Origin of the sequence: Kaistella yonginensis (assembly GCF_030409525.1) — a bacterium.
Taxonomy (GTDB): Bacteria; Bacteroidota; Bacteroidia; order Flavobacteriales; family Weeksellaceae; genus Kaistella; species Kaistella yonginensis.
The window spans coordinates 69,160-88,551 of sequence record NZ_JAUFQB010000007.1 but is presented as its reverse complement, the minus strand read 5'-3'; the positions used below and the strand labels follow the sequence as shown (position 1 = coordinate 88,551).

Annotated in this window: 16 protein-coding genes; 12 read left to right on the top strand and 4 right to left on the bottom strand. The window is 36.3% G+C overall.

Features of this window, described 5'->3' with window-relative positions:
* Nucleotides 1–3: 3 nt before the first annotated feature.
* The 12 genes from QWY78_RS02590 (at nt 4) to QWY78_RS02535 (ending at nt 16,588) form a co-directional block, all read left to right on the top strand.
* Nucleotides 4–1,485 carry a RagB/SusD family nutrient uptake outer membrane protein gene (locus QWY78_RS02590; RefSeq protein ID WP_290216287.1) on the top strand — a complete coding sequence of 494 codons (1,482 nt, stop codon included), beginning with the start codon at nt 4–6 and terminating at the stop codon, nt 1,483–1,485.
* An 11-nt stretch (nt 1,486–1,496) separates the two neighbouring features.
* A complete protein-coding gene (locus QWY78_RS02585) occupies nt 1,497–2,345 on the top strand; it encodes a LamG domain-containing protein (protein WP_290216286.1) in 849 nt (282 codons plus the stop codon).
* Nucleotides 2,346–3,743 (top strand): glucoamylase family protein, encoded by a 1,398-nt coding sequence (locus QWY78_RS02580; protein WP_290216285.1) that lies wholly within the window; start codon nt 2,346–2,348, stop codon nt 3,741–3,743.
* A gap of 30 nt (nt 3,744–3,773) precedes the next feature.
* Complete coding sequence (locus QWY78_RS02575) at nt 3,774–5,150, top strand: glucoamylase family protein (RefSeq protein ID WP_290216284.1); 1,377 nt, start codon at nt 3,774–3,776, stop codon at nt 5,148–5,150.
* A gap of 106 nt (nt 5,151–5,256) precedes the next feature.
* On the top strand, nt 5,257–5,967 hold the full coding sequence (locus QWY78_RS02570; protein WP_290216281.1) for a carboxylesterase family protein: 711 nt from the start codon (nt 5,257–5,259) through the stop codon (nt 5,965–5,967).
* A gap of 16 nt (nt 5,968–5,983) precedes the next feature.
* The gene (gene bglX, locus QWY78_RS02565; RefSeq protein ID WP_290216279.1) at nt 5,984–8,311 is read left to right on the top strand and encodes a beta-glucosidase BglX; all 2,328 of its coding nucleotides are present in this window, start codon (nt 5,984–5,986) and stop codon (nt 8,309–8,311) included.
* A 97-nt stretch (nt 8,312–8,408) separates the two neighbouring features.
* Complete coding sequence (locus tag QWY78_RS02560; RefSeq protein ID WP_290216277.1) at nt 8,409–9,929, top strand: FMN-binding glutamate synthase family protein; 1,521 nt, start codon at nt 8,409–8,411, stop codon at nt 9,927–9,929.
* A 239-nt stretch (nt 9,930–10,168) separates the two neighbouring features.
* Nucleotides 10,169–10,690, top strand: coding sequence for an RNA polymerase sigma factor (locus tag QWY78_RS02555; protein WP_290216275.1), 522 nt, complete (start codon nt 10,169–10,171; stop codon nt 10,688–10,690).
* An 11-nt stretch (nt 10,691–10,701) separates the two neighbouring features.
* Nucleotides 10,702–13,215, top strand: a complete 2,514-nt coding sequence (locus QWY78_RS02550) for a vWA domain-containing protein (RefSeq protein ID WP_290216273.1) — start codon at nt 10,702–10,704, stop codon at nt 13,213–13,215.
* A gap of 150 nt (nt 13,216–13,365) precedes the next feature.
* Nucleotides 13,366–14,757, top strand: a complete 1,392-nt coding sequence (lpdA, locus tag QWY78_RS02545) for a dihydrolipoyl dehydrogenase (RefSeq protein WP_290216271.1) — start codon at nt 13,366–13,368, stop codon at nt 14,755–14,757.
* A 270-nt stretch (nt 14,758–15,027) separates the two neighbouring features.
* Nucleotides 15,028–15,918, top strand: a complete 891-nt coding sequence (locus tag QWY78_RS02540) for a restriction endonuclease (protein ID WP_290216270.1) — start codon at nt 15,028–15,030, stop codon at nt 15,916–15,918.
* Between the two features lie 115 nt (nt 15,919–16,033).
* Nucleotides 16,034–16,588 carry a hypothetical protein gene (locus QWY78_RS02535; RefSeq protein ID WP_290216268.1) on the top strand — a complete coding sequence of 185 codons (555 nt, stop codon included), beginning with the start codon at nt 16,034–16,036 and terminating at the stop codon, nt 16,586–16,588.
* A 192-nt stretch (nt 16,589–16,780) separates the two neighbouring features.
* Here the strand turns inward: QWY78_RS02535 and rplI are convergent, their stop codons facing one another.
* The 4 genes from rplI to QWY78_RS02515 all read right to left on the bottom strand — a co-directional run bounded on the left by rplI (nt 16,781) and on the right by QWY78_RS02515 (nt 19,386).
* Nucleotides 16,781–17,308, bottom strand: a complete 528-nt coding sequence (gene rplI / locus QWY78_RS02530) for a 50S ribosomal protein L9 (protein ID WP_290216266.1) — start codon at nt 17,306–17,308, stop codon at nt 16,781–16,783.
* A 96-nt stretch (nt 17,309–17,404) separates the two neighbouring features.
* On the bottom strand, nt 17,405–17,707 hold the full coding sequence (gene rpsR, locus QWY78_RS02525) for a 30S ribosomal protein S18 (protein ID WP_290216264.1): 303 nt from the start codon (nt 17,705–17,707) through the stop codon (nt 17,405–17,407).
* A gap of 27 nt (nt 17,708–17,734) precedes the next feature.
* Nucleotides 17,735–18,076, bottom strand: coding sequence for a 30S ribosomal protein S6 (rpsF, locus tag QWY78_RS02520; RefSeq protein ID WP_290216262.1), 342 nt, complete (start codon nt 18,074–18,076; stop codon nt 17,735–17,737).
* Nucleotides 18,077–18,432: 356 nt separating this feature from the next.
* Nucleotides 18,433–19,386, bottom strand: a complete 954-nt coding sequence (locus tag QWY78_RS02515) for a calcium/sodium antiporter (RefSeq protein ID WP_290216259.1) — start codon at nt 19,384–19,386, stop codon at nt 18,433–18,435.
* Nucleotides 19,387–19,392: the final 6 nt, after the last annotated feature.

The following is a 19,392-nucleotide window of genomic DNA, read 5'->3' as shown; positions in this document are numbered from 1 at the left end:
AAAATGAATTATAAAATAATTAAAAATATAGTGCTGACCGGCGTATTATCTGTTGCAGCATTTTCTTTCCAAAGTTGTGGAGACGATTGGTTAGATTTAAAACCGGAAGGAAGACCAGTTGGCGAAGAAGTAGTCGTTGGTGGATTCGAAGCTAAGGTCTTTGGACTCTATGGTAGTTTAAGAACCAACGGCGGAGTAAGTGATTTTTCTTATGTGTGGACGCACTGTATACGTGCCGATGATAATGAAAAAGGAAGTACAGCTTCTGATGCCGCTACAGACGGTAACGTGTTCAATAATTTTGCCTACAGTGCAACCAATGGAAATATCGGTAGCAATTGGAACGGACATTATAAATTAATATTCGATGCCAATGCATTAATCAATGAAGCGGGGGCTTCAGGAGATACTTCTGCCGGAACAGCAATTAATATTGCGGAAGCCAAAGTGCTTCGGGCCTTTGCTTATTTCGAATTAAGAAGAGATTTTGGTGAAATTCCAATCAATCTAAAAACAATTACCGTACCTGCAGATGAGGTGGCTCCCAAAAGTACCGTAGCACTCGTTGATGCACAAATTATTAAAGATTTAACCGAAGCAAAAGATATTCTTCCTATTCAATGGCCAAGTTCATATACTGGTAGAGCAAATCAAGGCTTAGCAAATACCCTTTTAGCAAAATTATACTTGTATCAAAAAGATTATGCCAAGTCCTTACAATTTGCAAATGTGGTTATTAATTCCAATGTATATCAATTGAACCCATCTTACGACACAGAGTTTTCTAAAGATGGAAACAATTCCAAAGAATCTATTTTGGAAGTACAGAAATTATATGACACTCCAATAAAATATACCAATAATTTTTATGAATCTCAAGGCGTGAGAGGTTCTGGAGCTTGGGATTTAGGATGGGGCTTTAATGTTCCCTCTGCAGGCTTGGTCGCTGCCTACGAAGCAGGAGATTTAAGAAAGAAAACTACTATTTTAACTTCTGGTGGTCCAGATATTTACAATTCACCAGGTCTAACTCTGCCTGCTTTTCCAGTGGTGGTGGCACAACAATATTGGAATGGTAAAGCATATACTCGCCCAGCGGAAAGAGTATTTTATGGCACAAATAAAAACCATTGGGAAAATATTAAATTCATAAGATATGCCGATGTTTTATTAATCGCTGCGGAAGCTGCCAATGAATTGGGACAAACCGCTACCGCTACTGGCTATCTAAACAAAGTGAGAATCAGAGCAGGATTGGCAAATACTACCGCCTCCAATCAGATGGATATACGCAACGCAATCAAACACGAGAGAAGAGTTGAATTTGCCATGGAGTTTGAGCGATTCTATGACCTGGTTCGATGGAATGATGCGAATGTTGTGCTAGCACCTTTAGGCTACACCGATCGAAATAAATATTTCCCGATTCCGCAAGATGCAATCGATAAATCGCAAGGAGTACTCGTTCAAAATCCTAACTATTAATTATTATCACAATGAAAAATAAAATTATAAAAATACTCGGATTGTGCAGCATAACCTTTCTGGTTTTCTCCTGCCAAAATCTAGATCGACCAGATCTGGATAATTATCCGAAAGATGCAAACGTTCCTGGTGGACCATTAAAATTCTATGTCGCTTTTGATGGCACCTCTTCAAATGTTTTAATGAATGCCGTGGATAGTATTAAAGCAAAATTTCCGTCAGATAATCCGTTAGCGGCCATCGCTGGGATTTCAGGAAAAGCAGTCCAAGGAGAAAAATATAAATATGTAAAGTATACCAATGCAAATGATTTTGCACAAAATGCCGGCAGTTTTACCGTTTCAGTTTGGGCGAAAAAAGGAAATATGGGTACCGATCATATTTTCAGTATGCCCGCAGCGAGCGGATATCACTGGTCTGGCGGTTCTATGTTTTTGCTTACCGAAGGATCAGTTGCGGAACCAATCGTAAAATTCTTTGTAAAAGATGCATCAGGAGAAAAATGGTTTGAGTGGGTTCCTTGGGCTCCAACAGGGTTTGTAGCAGGAATATATGACGGTAATTGGCATCATTTAGCGTTTGTCTATAATGGCAGTACTTCTATAATGCAATTGTATGTAGATGGGCAACCAAAAACAACTTCTGAATGGACTGGACATGGAAATGTGCAGTTAGAATCTTCTAAAATTACTGGATTGAAAATTGGAGCTGGACCACAAGAGTTTTCTGCAGCTGAGGTGCAAAATGGTGCGTCAGATTGGTTGAAAAACTCATGGACTGGCGGCATTGACCAGTTTAGAATGTACACCACTGCTTTATCTGCTGCAGATGTTCAAAATTTGTATACTAAAAAGAAATAAATGATATTTAAAAAATACATCAACCTATTTTTAGCAACTGCCATAGTTTACAGCTATGGCAGTTGTTCTAGTGGGGAGCCTGATATACAACCTCCTAAACCAGAGATTATTGTTCCACCCAAAAATCCTGATTATACCGATGCCCAAATCCTCGATATGACTCAAAGAAGTGTAACCAAATATTTTTGGGAATATGCCGAATCAAATTCGAAATTAGCCAGAGAAAGATATCATACTGATAACCCTGGCTTAGATGCAGCGGTCATTACAACCGGTGGTTCAGGGTTCGGATTAATGACCCTTTTAACAGGCCTAAGAAATGGCTATATTCCTCGTGCAGAGGCAGTTTCAAAATTGTCAACTTCCCTAAGTTTTTTGCAAAATGCAGATCGTTTTCATGGAGCTTGGTCGCATTGGATTAATGGGAGCAACGGAAAGGTAATCCCTTTCGGAATGATGGATAATGGGGGAGATCTCGTAGAAACGGCATTTTTGGTACAAGGCCTCATTTGCGTTCGGGAATATTTCAAAAACTCCACCGATTCACAAGAATTAGCGCTAAGTCAAAAGGCAGATGACCTTTGGAAAGGGGTAGAATGGAATTGGTATACCCAAGGACAAAATGTGCTATACTGGCATTGGTCACCCAATTATAATTTTCAAATGAACCATAAATTGCAGGGATATGATGAAACTTTGTTAACCTATGTTTTGGCCGCAGCATCCCCCAATTATGCGATTGATAAAGCCGTTTATCAAGAAGGTTGGGCCAGAAATGGAGGTGTAAAAACCGCAACAGCACAATACGGAATTCCTTTGCTTGTTAATCATAATGGAGCAAGCGGAACCGTTGGGCCTATGTTTTTCTCGCATTATTCTTTCCTTGGTTTAGATCCACGCGGATTATCAGATGACTACGTAAATTATGGAGATGCCACCACAAATCATGCGAAAATCATGCATCAATACGCCATACAAAATCCAAAAAACTGGGCGGGTTATAGTACCAAAAACTGGGGATTAACAGCAAGCTACAGCCGCAATTCAGATGGAACTACCGGTTACTCTGCGCACAGCCCAAACAATGATTTGGGAGTGATTTCTCCGACTGCTGCAATCTCGAGCATGCCATATACTCCCGCAGAAAGCATGGATTACTTAAGGTTTTTATATAATGAAAATTATACAAAATATATCGGTGTTGCAGGTCCCTATGATGCCTATTCGGTTCATTTTAATTGGGTAACTCCAAGATATTTAGCAATTGACCAAGGGCCGATTTCTCCAATGATCGAAAACCATAAATCAGAGTTTCTGTGGAAATTATTTATGAATGCACCTGATATTAAAAATGGATTAATTAAATTGGGCTTCCATTCAACCAAGTATGGGTTTTAAATTTAAAAATATAATAGTAATGAGATATTCATGAAGAAAATTGTTCTTATTAGTAGTTTAGTAAGTGCGTTGTTTATTTCTTGTAAGAGTAGCACGCCTATTTCTAATGGTTCTGGCGCTACATTAAATAGTAAAACAGAGTTGCAATTGATGGATCAGGTACAAAAAGAAGTACTTACCTATTTTTGGGACTATGCTGAACCAAATTCTATGTTGGGAAGAGAGCGTTATCATGAAGATCATATCTATCCTCAAAAGGATAAACACGTGATCACAACTGGCGGTTCTGGTTTTGGCATGATGACCATTTTGGTGGGAGTTGAAAGAAAATTTATTCCCCGGAAAGAAGCTGTGAAAAGACTAATGACCATGGCCAACTTTCTCGCAAATTCTGACCGGCATCATGGAGCCTGGTCACATTGGATCAATGGTGAAACTGGAAAAACAGTTCCGTTTGGGAAAAAAGATAATGGTGGCGATTTAGTAGAAACTGCATTTTTAGTTCAGGGCATCATTTCTGTACGAGAATATTTTAAAAATGGTAATCAGGAAGAAAAAATACTTGCCAAAAAAATGGATGACCTCTGGAAAGGGGTAGAATGGAACTGGTACACCAGAGGTGGTGAAAAAACGCTATACTGGCATTGGTCACCAACCTATGGTTGGGATATGAATTTTCCTTTAAAAGGATATGATGAAACGTTAATAACTTATATTTTGGCCGCTTCTTCTCCTACACACCCAATCGATGCAGACACCTATTATAAAGGATGGACCAGAAACGGAACGTACACCACGGATCAGACCAAATATGGATTGCCGATGTATGTAAAACATAACGGTGCCGAAGAATATGGTGGGCCATTATTCTGGGCGCACTATTCTTATCTTGGCCTAGACCCCACAGGTTTGTCTGATCGATATGTTCCTAACTATTTCGAACTCAATCGAAATCAAGTCTTAATCGATTATAAATATTGTGTTGAAAATCCAAAAGGTTGGAAGGGATATGGAGCAAATTATTGGGGACTTTCCGCAGGATATACTAGAAATAATGATGGTGGTGTTGGCTACAAAGCACATACCCCCAAAAATGATTTTGGAGTAATTAATCCTACCGCCGCTCTGAGTAGTTTTCCCTATACCCCCAACGAATCAATGGGGTTTTTAAAATTCTTATATCAAGAAAAACCTGAATTTATTGGGTCAGCGGGACCTTACGATGCGACTTCAATCAACTATGACAACTGGTTTACACCAAGGTATTTAGCCATTGACCAAGGAACAATTTCGCCCATGATCGAGAATTACAGAACCGGTTTACTGTGGAATTTATTTATGAATGCGCCCGAAATTAAGCAAGGATTGAAAAAACTAGATTTTAAATCAACAAAGTATTCCTTTTAATTTTTTATTTTCTAACTTTGAGACAATAGAAAAAATGGTGCAATCCCTTTTTTAAAGTTAATAAAGAGGATGTACAAAATTTAAAATAATTAAAAATTGAAGGTTCATGAAATTAAAATATGCATTATTAGCAATTCCATTGTTTAATTTGACACTGAATGCGCAGGAAATAAAAGCTGAACTCAAAAAGGAAATCAAAAAGGAACAAAAAATTTCATATATTTTAGATTATCCGGAAAATGTGAAGGGAAAAGTACCGCTCATGGTATTTTTGCACGGATCAGGTGAAAGAGGTGACAATTTAGATTTGGTAAAAGCACACAGTCCTTTCACCTATAAAAATTTGTTTCCAGAGCCGGTGGCGATTTTAGCACCGCAATGTCCCGCAAATGTTTGGTGGGATACAGAAGCGGTTTATTATTTAATTAAAGAAATTCAGCAGAAATATCAAATTGATGATTCCCGAATCATGCTCACTGGTTTATCCATGGGCGGTTGGGGAACTTTAAAATTGGCGATGGAACATCCGGAAGTTTTTTCAGCAGTCGTTCCAGTATGCGCTCCCATCGACCGGTTGATGAAAGTAAGGTCCTCGCAATATAAAGACCTGCCCATGAAGATTTTTCATGGTGGTAATGATGATGTTGTTTCTCCTATGAATTCAATTGAAATTTATCAGGAAATAAAAAAAGTGAATAAAAATGTAGCGCTGACCATTTTCCCAGATGATAATCACAACTCCTGGGATTCCACCTACTCCGATCCGAACTTGTATCAATGGATGCTCGCTCAAAAGAAAAATAGAGAAAAGAAATAAACGAAATTTAATTAAAATGAAGAAATTAGTTCTGCTCGCAGCAATGGTTCTTGCACCGTTGGTCGTAGCCCAAGATATCGTAAATAAACCTGTACAGTCTTTCCAGACCAACCAATACAAAGCCAAGAAAAAAGCTTTCGTAGAATCGTTGTTGGCAAAAATGACCTTAGAAGAGAAAATTGGACAACTTAATTTACCAAGTGCAGGCGATTTTACAACGGGGCAAGCACAAAACTCTGATATAGGTAAAAAAATAGAAGATGGTTTGGTCGGTGGACTTTTCAATATTAAAGGTGCTGACAAAATCAGAGCGGTACAGAAAGTAGCCGTCGAAAAAAGCCGTCTAAAAATTCCCCTCATTTTTGGGATGGATGTGATCCACGGTTATGAAACAAATTTTCCAATTCCATTGGGTTTAGCTGCTTCTTGGGATATGAATTTGATCCAACAATCAGCTCGGGTAGCTGCTAGAGAAGCGACTGCAGATGGAATTTCCTGGACTTTTTCACCTATGACCGATATTTCCCGTGAACCACGATGGGGAAGGGTTTCTGAAGGTTCCGGTGAAGATCCATATTTGGGAAGTGAAATTGCGAAAGCAATGGTTTACGGGTATCAGGGGAAAGATTTGTCCCTCAGCAATACCATCATGGCTTGTGTAAAACATTTCGCCTTATATGGTGCTGGTGAAGCCGGTCGTGATTATAATACCGTCGACATGAGTCACCTTAGAATGTTCAATGAGTATTTCCCACCTTATAAAGCAGCGGTTGATGCTGGAGTAGGTACAGTAATGGCTTCTTTTAATGAGGTAGATGGAATTCCGGCCACGGGAAATAAGTGGTTACAAACCGAAGTACTCCGAAATCAGTGGGGGTTTGATGGATTTATTGTAACCGACTATACCGGTATTAATGAAATGATTGATCATGGAATGGGCGATCTGCAGCAGGTTTCAGCCATGTCTCTCAACGCTGGAATCGATATGGATATGGTGGGCGAAGGTTTCTTAAAAACATTAAAAAAATCTTTGCAAGAAGGAAAAGTAAGCCAAGCGTCCATCGATCAGGCAGCAAAAAGAATTTTGGAAGCGAAATATGATTTAGGACTTTTTGAAGATCCCTACCGATATGGAAATGCAAAATTAGCGGCCAAAGAAGTTTACAGTCTAGAAAACCGAAATATTGCCCGAAATACGGCGGCACAATCGGTCGTTTTAATGAAGAATGATCATCACGTTTTACCTCTTAAAAAATCAGGAACGGTAGCCGTAATTGGCCCATTGGTAAATAATTCTCTCAATATGGCGGGTACTTGGAGTGTCGCTGCCAAACATGCAAACGCAGTGTCTTTAATGAAAGGATTGCAAGATAATTTTGGAAAAGAGGTGAAATTTATTTCGGCCAAAGGTGCAAATATCGATTATAGCGAAAAACTCGAAAATATTTATGCTGCTCACGGCAAGTTAACAGATCGCGATGCTCGCTCCAAAGAAGAATTGCTAAAAGAAGCAGTATCTGTTGCAAATCAAGCCGATGTTATTGTACTGGCAATCGGCGAATCAGCGGAGATGAGTGGCGAATCATCTTCCAGAACAGAAATCGATATTCCAGCCTCTCAGGTGGATTTATTAATGGAATTAAAGAAAACAGGAAAGCCAATCGTAGTGGTACTATTTACCGGAAGACCTTTGGCCTTAACCAATATTAAAGAGGTTCCGGAGGCCATCTTAAATGTTTGGTTCCCAGGAACAGAAGCAGGTAATGCAATTAGCGATGTTCTTTTCGGAACGGTAAATCCTTCTGGTAAATTACCGATGACCTTCCCAAGAAGTCTAGGGCAGGTCCCTTTGTATTATAATCACAAAAATACAGGAAGACCTTTGGGCAAAGAACAAACCGATAAATGCGAATATCATAGATTCCGCTCTAATTTTATGGATGAATGCAACACGCCGCTTTATCCATTTGGTTATGGTTTAAGTTATACGCAGTTTAGCTATGGTGATTTATCGGTGTCCACAACAAATCCGAAAGGTAACCAGACCATTCAAGCATCGGTGACCGTTACCAACACGGGAAATTATGATGGTGCCGAAGTCGTGCAGTTATATATTAGAGATATGGTCGGCAGTATTACTAGACCAGTAAAGGAATTAAAAGGATTCCAGAAAATATTTTTAAAGAAAGGCGAAACTAAAAAAGTGACTTTCAATATTTCCCCAGAAGAACTGAAATTCTATAATAGTTCTTTGAAATATGATTGGGAAGCAGGTGATTTCGAAATCATGATCGGAACCAATTCCGAGGAAGTTCAAAAAGTAAAAATCACTTGGAATAAATAGATTTTAGAAAAAATAGAAAACCGTTTTCAAATTTTGAAAGCGGTTTTTTTTGTCCGTTTATTATTATTATTTTTGAAGCATTAATAAATAAATTATAATGAGAGAAAAATTCATCAGATGGGGAATCGTACTTTTGATTGTAACATGGGTCATTGCGATATTAATCAAGACTCATTATTGGATTCCGATACTGCTTTCCTGCATTTATTTGCTCGGGCTTTATAACAGTTTCCAGACCAAACATGCTATTCTTCGGAACTTTCCGGTCTTGGGATATTTCAGATATTTCTTTGAAGAAATTTCTCCAGAGATGCAGCAGTATTTCATCGAAAGAGAAACTGATGGAAAACCTTTTCCCAGAAACGAACGTTCTGCGGCGTATAGAAGAGCAAAAAACATCAGTGATACTGTCCCTTTCGGAACTCAATTAGAAATTAATAATCGTAAGTACGAAGGAATAAAACACTCCATTTACGCCCAGTCACCATCGGAAGAATTACCGACCGTTTTGGTGGGTGGCGACCAATGTACCCAAAAATACAAAGCTTCACTTTTCAATATTTCCGCCATGAGTTTCGGATCATTAAGTGATCGTGCACAGATGGCCTTGAACAGAGGCGCCAAAAAAGGTGGATTTTTTCACAATACAGGCGAAGGTGGGATTTCCCCCTATCATTTAGAAGGTGGTGATCTATGTTGGCAAATTGGGACCGGCTATTTTGGCTGTAGAGATGACAACGGCCGTTTCTCGCCTGAAATATTTAAGAAAAACGTAGCGCTTCCCGCCGTAAAAATGATAGAAATCAAAATTTCGCAAGGAGCAAAACCAGGACATGGCGGTGTATTGCCAGGTTCTAAAAACACGCCTGAAATTGCTGCAATTCGCCACGTACAACCAGGAATGACAATCATTTCTCCGCCCTCACATTCATCGTTTTCAGATGCTGCTGGCTTGTTAAGATTTGTACAGCAACTGAGAGAACTTTCCGACGGAAAGCCCGTTGGTTTTAAATTATGCATCGGTGATACCAAAGAGTTCGAAGATATTTGTGCACAAATGAATGTGTTGAAAATTTATCCAGACTTTATCACGGTAGACGGAGCAGAAGGAGGAACAGGAGCAGCACCACCAGAGTTTTCAGATGGAGTTGGAATGCCGTTAGAACCTTCCTTAATTTTCGTCAATAGAACCTTAAACAATTATAATGTTCGCAATAAATTGAAGGTAATCGCAAGTGGGAAAGTACTCACCTCACTTGATATTTTGCGAGCGGTTGCGATGGGTGCAGATATGTGTAATAACGCACGTGGATTTATGTTTGCGCTTGGTTGTATTCAAGCCTTAAGATGCAATACCAATACCTGCCCGACCGGTGTGGCAACCCAAGATAAAATGCTAATCAAAGGCTTAGATGTAACCGATAAGAGTGAGCGCGTATACCACTTCCACAAAAACACTTTGCGTACGTGTAACGAGCTAATCGGCGCTGCCGGAAAGACCTCTTATGCAGAAGTTGATGCAAGCATGTTTATGCGTGGTGATGAATTCGAGCACCTGGCGGATTTCTACTTCCCGGATATTTTAGGAAATGTAAAAACGCCGGTAGGAAAATATTAAAATTATCATATAAACCTTTTATACAACAAAAAACTTCAGCTTGATTTCTGAAGTTTTTTTATTTTAAGCAAAGAAAATATTCCAAACCTTAGTATTTGTAATTCTTCACTCATTTTCAATGGTTGAGTTTTCCATTACTATTTTTTATTACCTTTAAAAAGACTTAATTCACGTTAAGTCTTTTTATTTCCAACCTTTTTTAAAAATTTTGCATCTATACTATTAAAGAGCAAATTCTTATGAATGAACAATTATTTTTAGAATGCAAACGTAAAAACCGCAACGCGCAACGGCAAGTTTACGAAGAAATGGTGCACCAACTGAATACGGTTTGTAAACGCTATTTGAAGAGCGATGAAGATATAGAAGAAGTTTTGGCCGATACTTTTTATATCATCTTCACGAAAATGAATCAGGTAAAAGATTTCAATACTTTTGAAGCTTGGTCTAGAAAAATTGCAGTAAATGAATGTCTGCAGAAATTACGCAAAAAAGAACAATTTCATTATTCTTTAGATGAAGGAATTGCAGTGAAAATTTCTTCCGGAGAAAACGTTGTTTTTTCTTTAGAAAAAGACATTCTGAAATTGTTGAATTTTCTTCCGGAAGGTTGTAAAACAATTTTCAATCTTTTCGCCATTGAAGGTTATCCACACAAAGAAATTGCTTCGATGCTTTCGATTAGTGAAGGAACTTCAAAATCTCAACTCAATTTTGCCCGTAAGAAATTGCAGGAAATGATTCACCAACAAAATTTTTAAAAAAGTAAAAAATGGAAAATAATTTCGAAAATATAGATAAAAAATTCAGTGAAGCAAGTAAAGCTTCAGATGAAAAATTGAACACGCCAGAATTTGAAAATATCTGGAATAAAATAGAAGAAAAATTAGATAAAAAAGAAACTAAAAAAAGAATCCTACCAATTTGGCTGCCGTATGGAATTGCCGCAAGTTTACTAATAGGTTCTGGAGTTTATTTTTTTAATTCTAAAAATTCTGTTGAATTAGTGAAACCAAAAATTACCATCAATAAAAATTTACCAGTTGAAAAACCAATTGAGAATCCTGAAATTCGGAAAATTGATGAAACTATAAAATCAAATATTGCAAAGGAGAAAACAACTGAAAAAACCGAGGTTATTGCAATGCAAGTTCCGACTCCAACAAAAAGTCCAAAAATAATTGGTAATTCTTCACCTAAAGAAAATGTAGTTTATACCGAAAATGGAAAATATTTTACAGATGAATTTTTAGTTCCAAAGAAATCTACCAATAATTTAGAAGAAGTTGCAATTACTGCTTATGAAGCCAAGAAAAAACAGGCAGAATTAGCCGAAACTTCTAAAATGGCAAATTCTGAAAGTAGAGCAAAAGCGGAACAAAATGCAACTAAAAACATTCAGGGAGTTGTTGTAACCGCACTAGGAATTAAAAGAGAAAAAAAACCAATGGGTTATGCAACAAATATTTCTTCTCCACAACTTCCAAATTCTACAAATAATAATGTTTCAAATATGTTACAGGGAAGAGTTGCAGGTTTGGAAATTAGTCCTACCAAAGGAAATCCTGGTGGCAATTCCAGTTTAATTATTAGAGGAGTTGAATCATTAAAAAGCAATAATGAACCTTTGGTAGTAATTGATGGCGAAGTTTATAATTATGGAGCCTTAAAATCTTTTGATTCAAAAAAAATTAAAACTATAAATGTTTTGAAAGATGCTTCCGCAACTTCTTTATATGGAAGCAAAGCATTAAATGGTGTCATTGTTTTAACAACTAAAAATTTAAGTAAAAAAGAAAGAAAAGAATTAAGAAAACTTTCTGATGAATTTGAATCAAAAAATCCTCTTAAAATAAGAGGAAATATTGACATTAACAACGAAGAATACGACGCTTATATTGAAAACCCTTTCGAATCCACGAAAAACGAACCGCTTTCTACTTTTTCAATTGATGTTGATAAAGCCGCTTATTCCAACGTTAGAAGAATGATTAATAATGGACAAAAAGTAGATAAAAATGCAGTGAGAATTGAGGAAATGATTAATTATTTTAAATATTCTTATCAGCAACCAACAGATAATAAACCGTTTAGCGTAAATACAGAATTCAGTGGAGCAACATGGAATCCGCAACATCAAATATTGAAAATCGGTTTGCAAGGAAAAAACATTCCGATGGATAAACTGCCAAATTCTAATATAGTTTTTCTAATTGATGTTTCTGGCTCGATGAATGCCGCAAATAAATTACCACTTTTGAAATCTTCTTTTAAAGTTTTATTAAATAAAATGAAACCGGAAGATAAAGTCGGAATCGTGGTTTATGCGGGAAATGCAGGAATGGTTTTGGAGCCAACTTCTGTAAAATATAAAGAAAAAATTATCGCCGCTTTGGATAATTTGCAAGCCGGTGGAAGTACTGCAGGAGGAGCCGGAATTGAATTGGCGTACAAATTAGCCCAAGAAAATTTTATTAAAAATGGAAATAATCGGGTGATTATCGCAACAGACGGCGATTTCAACGTTGGAACTTCTTCCACCGCAGATCTTGGAACTTTAATTGAGGAAAAAAGAAAATCTGGTGTTTTCTTAACATGTCTTGGTTTCGGAATGGGAAATTATAAAGACAATACTTTGGAAACCTTGGCTGATAAAGGAAATGGAAATTATGCCTACATCGATAATTTGCAGGAAGCCAATAAATTTTTGGGAAAAGAATTTGCAGGAAGTATGTATGCGATTGCAAAAGATGTGAAAATCCAGATAGAATTTAACCCAAAATATGTAAAATCTTACCGCTTAATTGGCTACGAAAATAGAAAATTAAATAACGAAGATTTCGTAGATGATAAAAAAGATGCAGGCGAATTGGGAAGTGGACACACCGTTACTGCTTTGTATGAAATAATTCCGGTGGGTGCTCAGTCTGATTTTGATGTGAAGGAAATTCCTTTAAAATACACGAATGTAAAAGAAACTTCGCAAAATTTTGGCGATGAATTGGCCACTATAAAATTGCGCTACAAGAAACCAGATGAAGACAAAAGTGTTGAAATGCAGCAAATTGTAAAAAATTCTGCAACAAATTTTGCGAAAACTTCTGAAGATTTCAAATTTGCAACGGCTGTAAGTTGGTTTGGTATGGTAATTCGAGAATCTAAATATATTAAAAATAAAAATTTAGAGGAAGTTATAAATCTTGCAAAACAAGGCATTTCCAAAGATAAAGATGGCTATCGCGCAGAATTTATTAGATTGGTAGAAAGTTATAAAGGCATAAAATAATTGATAAAGCAGACTTTTTAAGGTCTGCTTTTCTATTTAAAATGGTTCTTAAAAAACAATTCCCAAAATCGTTTTTTTAAAAAACGTTCTAAAAAATTCTAATTTTTAAAATCATAAAATTTCCGTAAATTCGCCTTAAATTTAAAATTCATGAATTACGATATTATTGTCATCGGAAGTGGACCAGGAGGTTACGTTACCGCAATCAGAGCCGCACAATTAGGTTTTAAAACTGCTGTTATCGAAAAAGAAAGCTTGGGCGGAATTTGTCTGAATTGGGGATGTATTCCTACAAAAGCACTTTTGAAATCGGCACACGTTTTCAAATATTTGCAAAAAGCCGAAGAATTTGGTTTAAATAAAGTAGAAAATCCAGGTTTCGATTTTTCTAAAGTGATCGCAAGAAGTAGAGGAGTTGCCACAAAAATGAGTGGTGGAATCGCTTTCTTGATGAAGAAAAACAAAATCGATGTCATCATGGGAACTGCAAAAGTTGCCAAAGGGAAAAAAGTAAATGTTACCGATAAAGACGGAAAATCCACAGAATATTACGCACAACATATCATCATTGCAACGGGAGCAAGATCTAGAGAATTACCCAATCTTCCACAAGATGGCGTAAAAGTAATTGGTTACCGACAAGCGTTGAATCTTCCCGAACAACCAAAATCGATGATTGTAGTTGGTTCTGGTGCGATCGGAATTGAGTTCGCCGATTTCTATAATACGATGGGAACCAAAGTTACGGTCGTAGAATTTATGCCCGTTATTTTACCAGTGGAAGATGAAGATACGTCTAAACACATGGAGAAGTCTTTGAAAAAATCGGGGATCGAAATCATGACCAATGCTTCTGTAGAATCGGTTGATACTTCTGGAAATGGTGTGAAAGCTACCGTAAAAACCGACAAAGGAAACATCGTTTTAGAAGCCGATATTTTACTTTCCGCAGTCGGGATCGCTTCCAATATTGAAGGGCAAGGGTTCGAAGAAGTTGGGATTCAGACCGACAAAGGAAAAGTTTTGGTCAACGAATGGTACGAAACTTCCGTTCCCGGTTATTACGCGATTGGCGATATTTTGCCGACTCAAGCTTTGGCGCACGTTGCTTCTGCGGAAGGAATTACGTGTGTAGAAAAAATCAAAGGACTTCACGTAGAAAAAATCGATTACGGCAATGTTCCCGGTTGTACGTATTGTCATCCAGAAGTGGCGTCGGTTGGTTTGACGGAGAAACAGGCGAAAGAAAAAGGATACGAATTAAAAGTAGGAAAGTTTCCTTTCTCTGCTTCCGGAAAAGCTGTTGCTAACGGCGATACCGATGGTTTCATCAAAGTGATATTCGATGCAAAATACGGCGAATGGCTCGGTTGTCATATGGTCGGAGTTGGCGTTACCGATATGATTGCAGAAGCCGTTGTGGCGCGTAAATTAGAAACGACAGGACACGAAGTTTTAAAATCCATTCATCCACATCCCACGATTTCCGAAGCCGTGATGGAAGCAGTTGCAGCCGCTTATGGCGAGGTGATTCATATTTAAAATATCTCGAATAGAGTTATAGAAAACTTCAGTTTATTGCTGAAGTTTTTTTATTTGGGCAACTTTATCCGCCTTCCGTTCCCGCTTTTTTTCTTATTGCGATCGAAAAGAAGCAATCTGTTGAAAGATATCGAAATCGCAATAACAAAAAAGAGCTCCACTCAAGTCGGGTTGCAAAGTGGACGTTCTTACAAAACTGCTTTTTAATTTAGAGGACTTGTGTATATTTGAGAAGTAAAAATATCATCATCAATCAAATCGAGAAGAAATATGAATCAAGAAATCCCAAAGTTCCACGAAACTTTCAATCCCATTCTAGAAGTGTTATCTGACAAAGAGATTATTCATACACGAGAATTGCAAAAAAAAGTTATTGAAAAATATTACTCACATTTAAACAATACTTTGCTAGAAGAAAAAACTAAGTCCGGTGAAATATTAATTAATAACCGAATTGCATGGGGGAAATCATATCTAAAAAAAGGAGGTTATATTCATTATCCATCTAGAGGGAATGTCCAAATTACAGACAAAGGTTTAGCTCAAAAGTCACAGTTAAATTTAAGAGGTTTAGAAGAAGAATCTTCTTTATTAGATTTTTATCAAACTGAAAGTGATAAACATGCAAATTCTAGTGACATAAAAAGAATTTCAAGCGCATCTCCTCAAGATTTAATTGATGAAGGTTTTGATCAAATTGAAAGAGAAATTAAAAATGAACTTCTTGAAAAACTAAAAACAATTGATCCTTATTATTTTGAAAAAGTAATTCTTAAACTATTAAATAAAATGGGATATGGAGATTTTATAGAAACTTCTAAATCGGGAGATGGAGGAATCGACGGAATCATCAATGAAGACAAACTTGGTCTTGATAAAATCTATATTCAAGCAAAAAGATTTACAGAAAATAAAGTAAGAGAAAAAGATATTAGAAATTTTATAGGAGCAATGAGTGGAGATACAAATAAGGGAGTTTTTGTCACAACGTCATTATTTGATAAAGGTGCTACTGAAAAAGCTAAAAATGCACATCATAAAATAATATTAATAGATGGAAATAAATTAGTTGATCTTATGCACGAATATAATGTAGGTGTTCAGATTAAACAATCGTACGATGTAAAGCATTTAGATGAAGATTTCTTTGTTGAACAGTAAAAACGTCTGGCTCCACAAATTCTCCCCAACTTTGAGCAAGTTTTAGACAAAATCACAATCAATTTGTGATTTTTTATTTTTAAAAAAGTACTATCTTACCCACAAATTAAAATTAATGAAAGAGAAATTTAAAAGAAATGCTATTCTGTTTTTTCAACAAATCATTCCAGTAATCGCAGGTATTCTGATCGCACTTTTTATTGAAAATTGGAATTCTGAAAGAAAAGATAAAGCATATATTAAGCAAGCATTTTCAACGATAAATAGTGAGTTAAATGATTCAAAAGAAGATATTATTGCCACTATTCCTAGACAAAAATCTTTAATTGATTCATTGGATTTTTATGCTGATAACAAGGATGTGAAAGTTTTGGAAATTGTGATGAAAGTCAAAGGAATCTACGTTCCAAGTATTAAGCTCAATGGATGGAAAGCTGTTTCAAACACCAAAATCGATTTGGTTGATTACAATAAGATTATTACGCTTTCTAATATTGAAGACCTGAAATCAACTTTGAAATATAAAACGGAATATTTAATGACTTTTCTGTATGCTAACATAAATGAAACTGATAAAAATGTAAAATTTACTACAAAATTAATTCTATTAGATATTATACAAACTGAAGAAACGCTTCAAAAAACGATTGAATTATTTGATAAGAAATAGTAATTCTAGAACGAAAGATGTTTTTGCAAATGGGTTTGAAACTTGCTTCAAATACTTATACTACACACTAAATTTCTCTTCGTATCGGCTATGATAAGTCACTAACAAATTAGTTCAAACTATTTTCTAATAGTTAGCAAAAAAAATCCGCTATCAATTTAATGGTAACGGATTTTAATATTTTAAAAACGCTTATGCTTCTTCAGCAGGAGTTTCTTCTGTTTCTACAGCTTTAGGTTTTGCAACTGGTTTAGGAGCTTCTACCACTGGTGGAGCATCAGAAACAACTTCGAATTCGTAATTGTATTCTACCTCTCTGTGAAGTCTGATTAAGGCACTGAATTTACCAGTTCTCTTAATATTGTTCCCAGGGATTTTGATGTATTTTCTATCAACTTGTACCCCTACTTTAGATAATTCTTCAGAAAGGTTTGCATTGTTGATTGATCCAAACAATTTGTCACCTGAACCCACTTTCGTAGCGATGGTGATGTTTGTTTTTTTCAATTGATCTACGATGGTATTTGCAGCCGCTACCAATTTAGCTTCTTCATCTTTTCTAGCTTCTAGCGTTTCTGCTAAAGCTGCTTTGTTTTTTGGCGTAGCCAAAAGAGCGATTCCTTGTGGTAACAAGAAATTTCTTGCATAACCTGGTTTTACGCTTACGGTATCGAATTCAAGACCTAAGTTTTCTACGTCTTTTTTTAGGATAATGTCCATTGTTGTTGTCCTTTTTTAGTTAGAAGTTAGATTTCGGCGGTTAGAAGTTAGCGAACCAACGACCAACAACCAATAACCAACAACCAATGATTAATGTTATTTTAATAAATCTGCTACATATGGCAACATTGCCAAGTGTCTCGCTCTTTTGATTGCTGCAGAAACTTTTCTTTGATATTTCAAAGAAGTTCCAGTATATCTTCTTGGTAAAATTTTACCTTGCTCGTTGACGAACTGAAGAAGGAAATCTGCATCTTTATAATCTACATGCTTGATACCGAATTTTTTGAATCTACAGTATTTTTTGTCAGATTTTGTATTGATGTCTAGTGGAGTTAAAAATCTTACTTCAGATTCTCCTCCTGCTGAGGCTTGTTTAGCCATATCATCTATTGCCATGTCTTTTCTTTTTTTGAGGGGTTAAAATTAAGCTTTCGCAGTTTTCACTTTCGTTCTTCTTGTTACTGCATACTCGATCGCATGTTTGTCAAGTTTTGTAGTTAAGTAACGAAGTACTCTTTCGTCACGTTTGTAAGCAAGTTCTAAATCTGCTACTACAGTTCCTTCACCTTTGAACTCGATCAAAGTGTAAAATCCATTCTTTTTCAATTGAATAGGATACGCTAATTTTTTCAGTCCCCATTTTTCTTTGGCAACGATTTCGCAATTGTGTGAAGTCAATAAGTCTTCAAATTTTTTCACTGCTTCCTCCACCTGAGCATCAGATAGAACGGGAGTTAAAATGAAAACAGTTTCGTAATTGTTCATAATGTTAATTAATTTTGTTAATTATTTCGAGGTGCAAAAATATAACTTCTTTTGCTAACATGCAACAAAATGAAGGGATTAATAGCAGATTTTTATTGCTAAATACAAAGTTAGAACAATCACTGTGGTTGAATCTCAATAAAGTAACCTATCGGTCATTGTAAAAGATGAGATTTGTGTTTTAAAGGGATTAGTAGGATTTAATTTAATAGTTGCAATTCTTGAAAGTACTGTAGAATTATATTTTAAATATGATACTGATTCACGTTTATCAGAAATCATTTCCTTTTATGAAATGAGGCAGGTGTTTTTAATAATTAAATTCAAGATAAGATTACCAGCAGCAACGAAATTTACTAAAGTTCTTTGGAAACTAAATAAACGGTATAAGACAGGTAGAATCCAAGTAACAGAAAAGCCTCCCACCGATCCAGCATCTTTCTTTTTCCAGTCAACATCGCAAGCATCAAAAAGACTGTTCCTCCGATTAATATTAAAAATTCCTGATTAAATACCGCATTAAACTGAATAGGATTAACCAAGGAGCTTACGGAAAGAATTAATAGTACATTGAAGATATTTGAGCCGATCACATTTCCGATGGCGATGTCGCTGTTCTTTTTAAGAGCTGCAACAACTGAAGTTAATAATTCTGGTAACGAAGTTCCAGTCGCTATAATGGTAAGACCTATGATTTTTTGACTAATTCCCAAATCAGTCGCAATTCCGATGCTGTTGTCAACTACTAGTTTTCCGCCGCCAATTAAGCCGGTGAGACCGAGTGCAATAAGAGTCCAAATTTTAAAGTTAGATTTTTCCGTGTCTGTTATTTCTTCTGGATGTTCCGACTTCATATTTTTAAATAAGTAGATGAGGAAGCCCGCGAAACACACCAATAATATAAGTGCGTCCCATCTGGAAACTGCCAAAGTTCCGCCGAGATAAAAATTGTTTGCAAGAAGCAATAAGAGTAAAACCACTGTTAATGAAATCGGAATTTCTTTACGCACCATCGACGAACGAACAGAAATTGGATAGATTAATCCCGCAATTCCAAGAATGATAAACAGATTAAAATTGTTGCTTCCGATAACATTTGCCAGAACAATATCTGACAGGCCATCTATAGAAGCCACTGAATTCACAACCAACTCCGGGGCTGAAGTCCCGAAAGCGACAATCGTCAAACCAATAATTAAATCTGGAATATTATACTTTTTAGCTAAAGATGAAGCACCATCTACAAGCCAATTTGCGCCGAATATTAAACCGAAAAACCCAGCAACTATTAAAAAGGAAGAAAGAATCATTTGTGC

Coding starts and splice junctions, on each gene's coding strand:
- QWY78_RS02590 (WP_290216287.1), top strand. CDS start 4: ATGAATTATAAAATAATTAAAAATATAGTGCTGACCGGCGTATTATCT.
- QWY78_RS02585 (WP_290216286.1), top strand. CDS start 1,497: ATGAAAAATAAAATTATAAAAATACTCGGATTGTGCAGCATAACCTTT.
- QWY78_RS02580 (WP_290216285.1), top strand. CDS start 2,346: ATGATATTTAAAAAATACATCAACCTATTTTTAGCAACTGCCATAGTT.
- QWY78_RS02575 (WP_290216284.1), top strand. CDS start 3,774: ATGAAGAAAATTGTTCTTATTAGTAGTTTAGTAAGTGCGTTGTTTATT.
- QWY78_RS02570 (WP_290216281.1), top strand. CDS start 5,257: ATGAAATTAAAATATGCATTATTAGCAATTCCATTGTTTAATTTGACA.
- bglX (WP_290216279.1), top strand. CDS start 5,984: ATGAAGAAATTAGTTCTGCTCGCAGCAATGGTTCTTGCACCGTTGGTC.
- QWY78_RS02560 (WP_290216277.1), top strand. CDS start 8,409: ATGAGAGAAAAATTCATCAGATGGGGAATCGTACTTTTGATTGTAACA.
- QWY78_RS02555 (WP_290216275.1), top strand. CDS start 10,169: ATGAATGAACAATTATTTTTAGAATGCAAACGTAAAAACCGCAACGCG.
- QWY78_RS02550 (WP_290216273.1), top strand. CDS start 10,702: ATGGAAAATAATTTCGAAAATATAGATAAAAAATTCAGTGAAGCAAGT.
- lpdA (WP_290216271.1), top strand. CDS start 13,366: ATGAATTACGATATTATTGTCATCGGAAGTGGACCAGGAGGTTACGTT.
- QWY78_RS02540 (WP_290216270.1), top strand. CDS start 15,028: ATGAATCAAGAAATCCCAAAGTTCCACGAAACTTTCAATCCCATTCTA.
- QWY78_RS02535 (WP_290216268.1), top strand. CDS start 16,034: ATGAAAGAGAAATTTAAAAGAAATGCTATTCTGTTTTTTCAACAAATC.
- rplI (WP_290216266.1), bottom strand. CDS start 17,308: ATGGACATTATCCTAAAAAAAGACGTAGAAAACTTAGGTCTTGAATTC.
- rpsR (WP_290216264.1), bottom strand. CDS start 17,707: ATGGCAATAGATGATATGGCTAAACAAGCCTCAGCAGGAGGAGAATCT.
- rpsF (WP_290216262.1), bottom strand. CDS start 18,076: ATGAACAATTACGAAACTGTTTTCATTTTAACTCCCGTTCTATCTGAT.
- QWY78_RS02515 (WP_290216259.1), bottom strand. CDS start 19,386: ATGATTCTTTCTTCCTTTTTAATAGTTGCTGGGTTTTTCGGTTTAATA.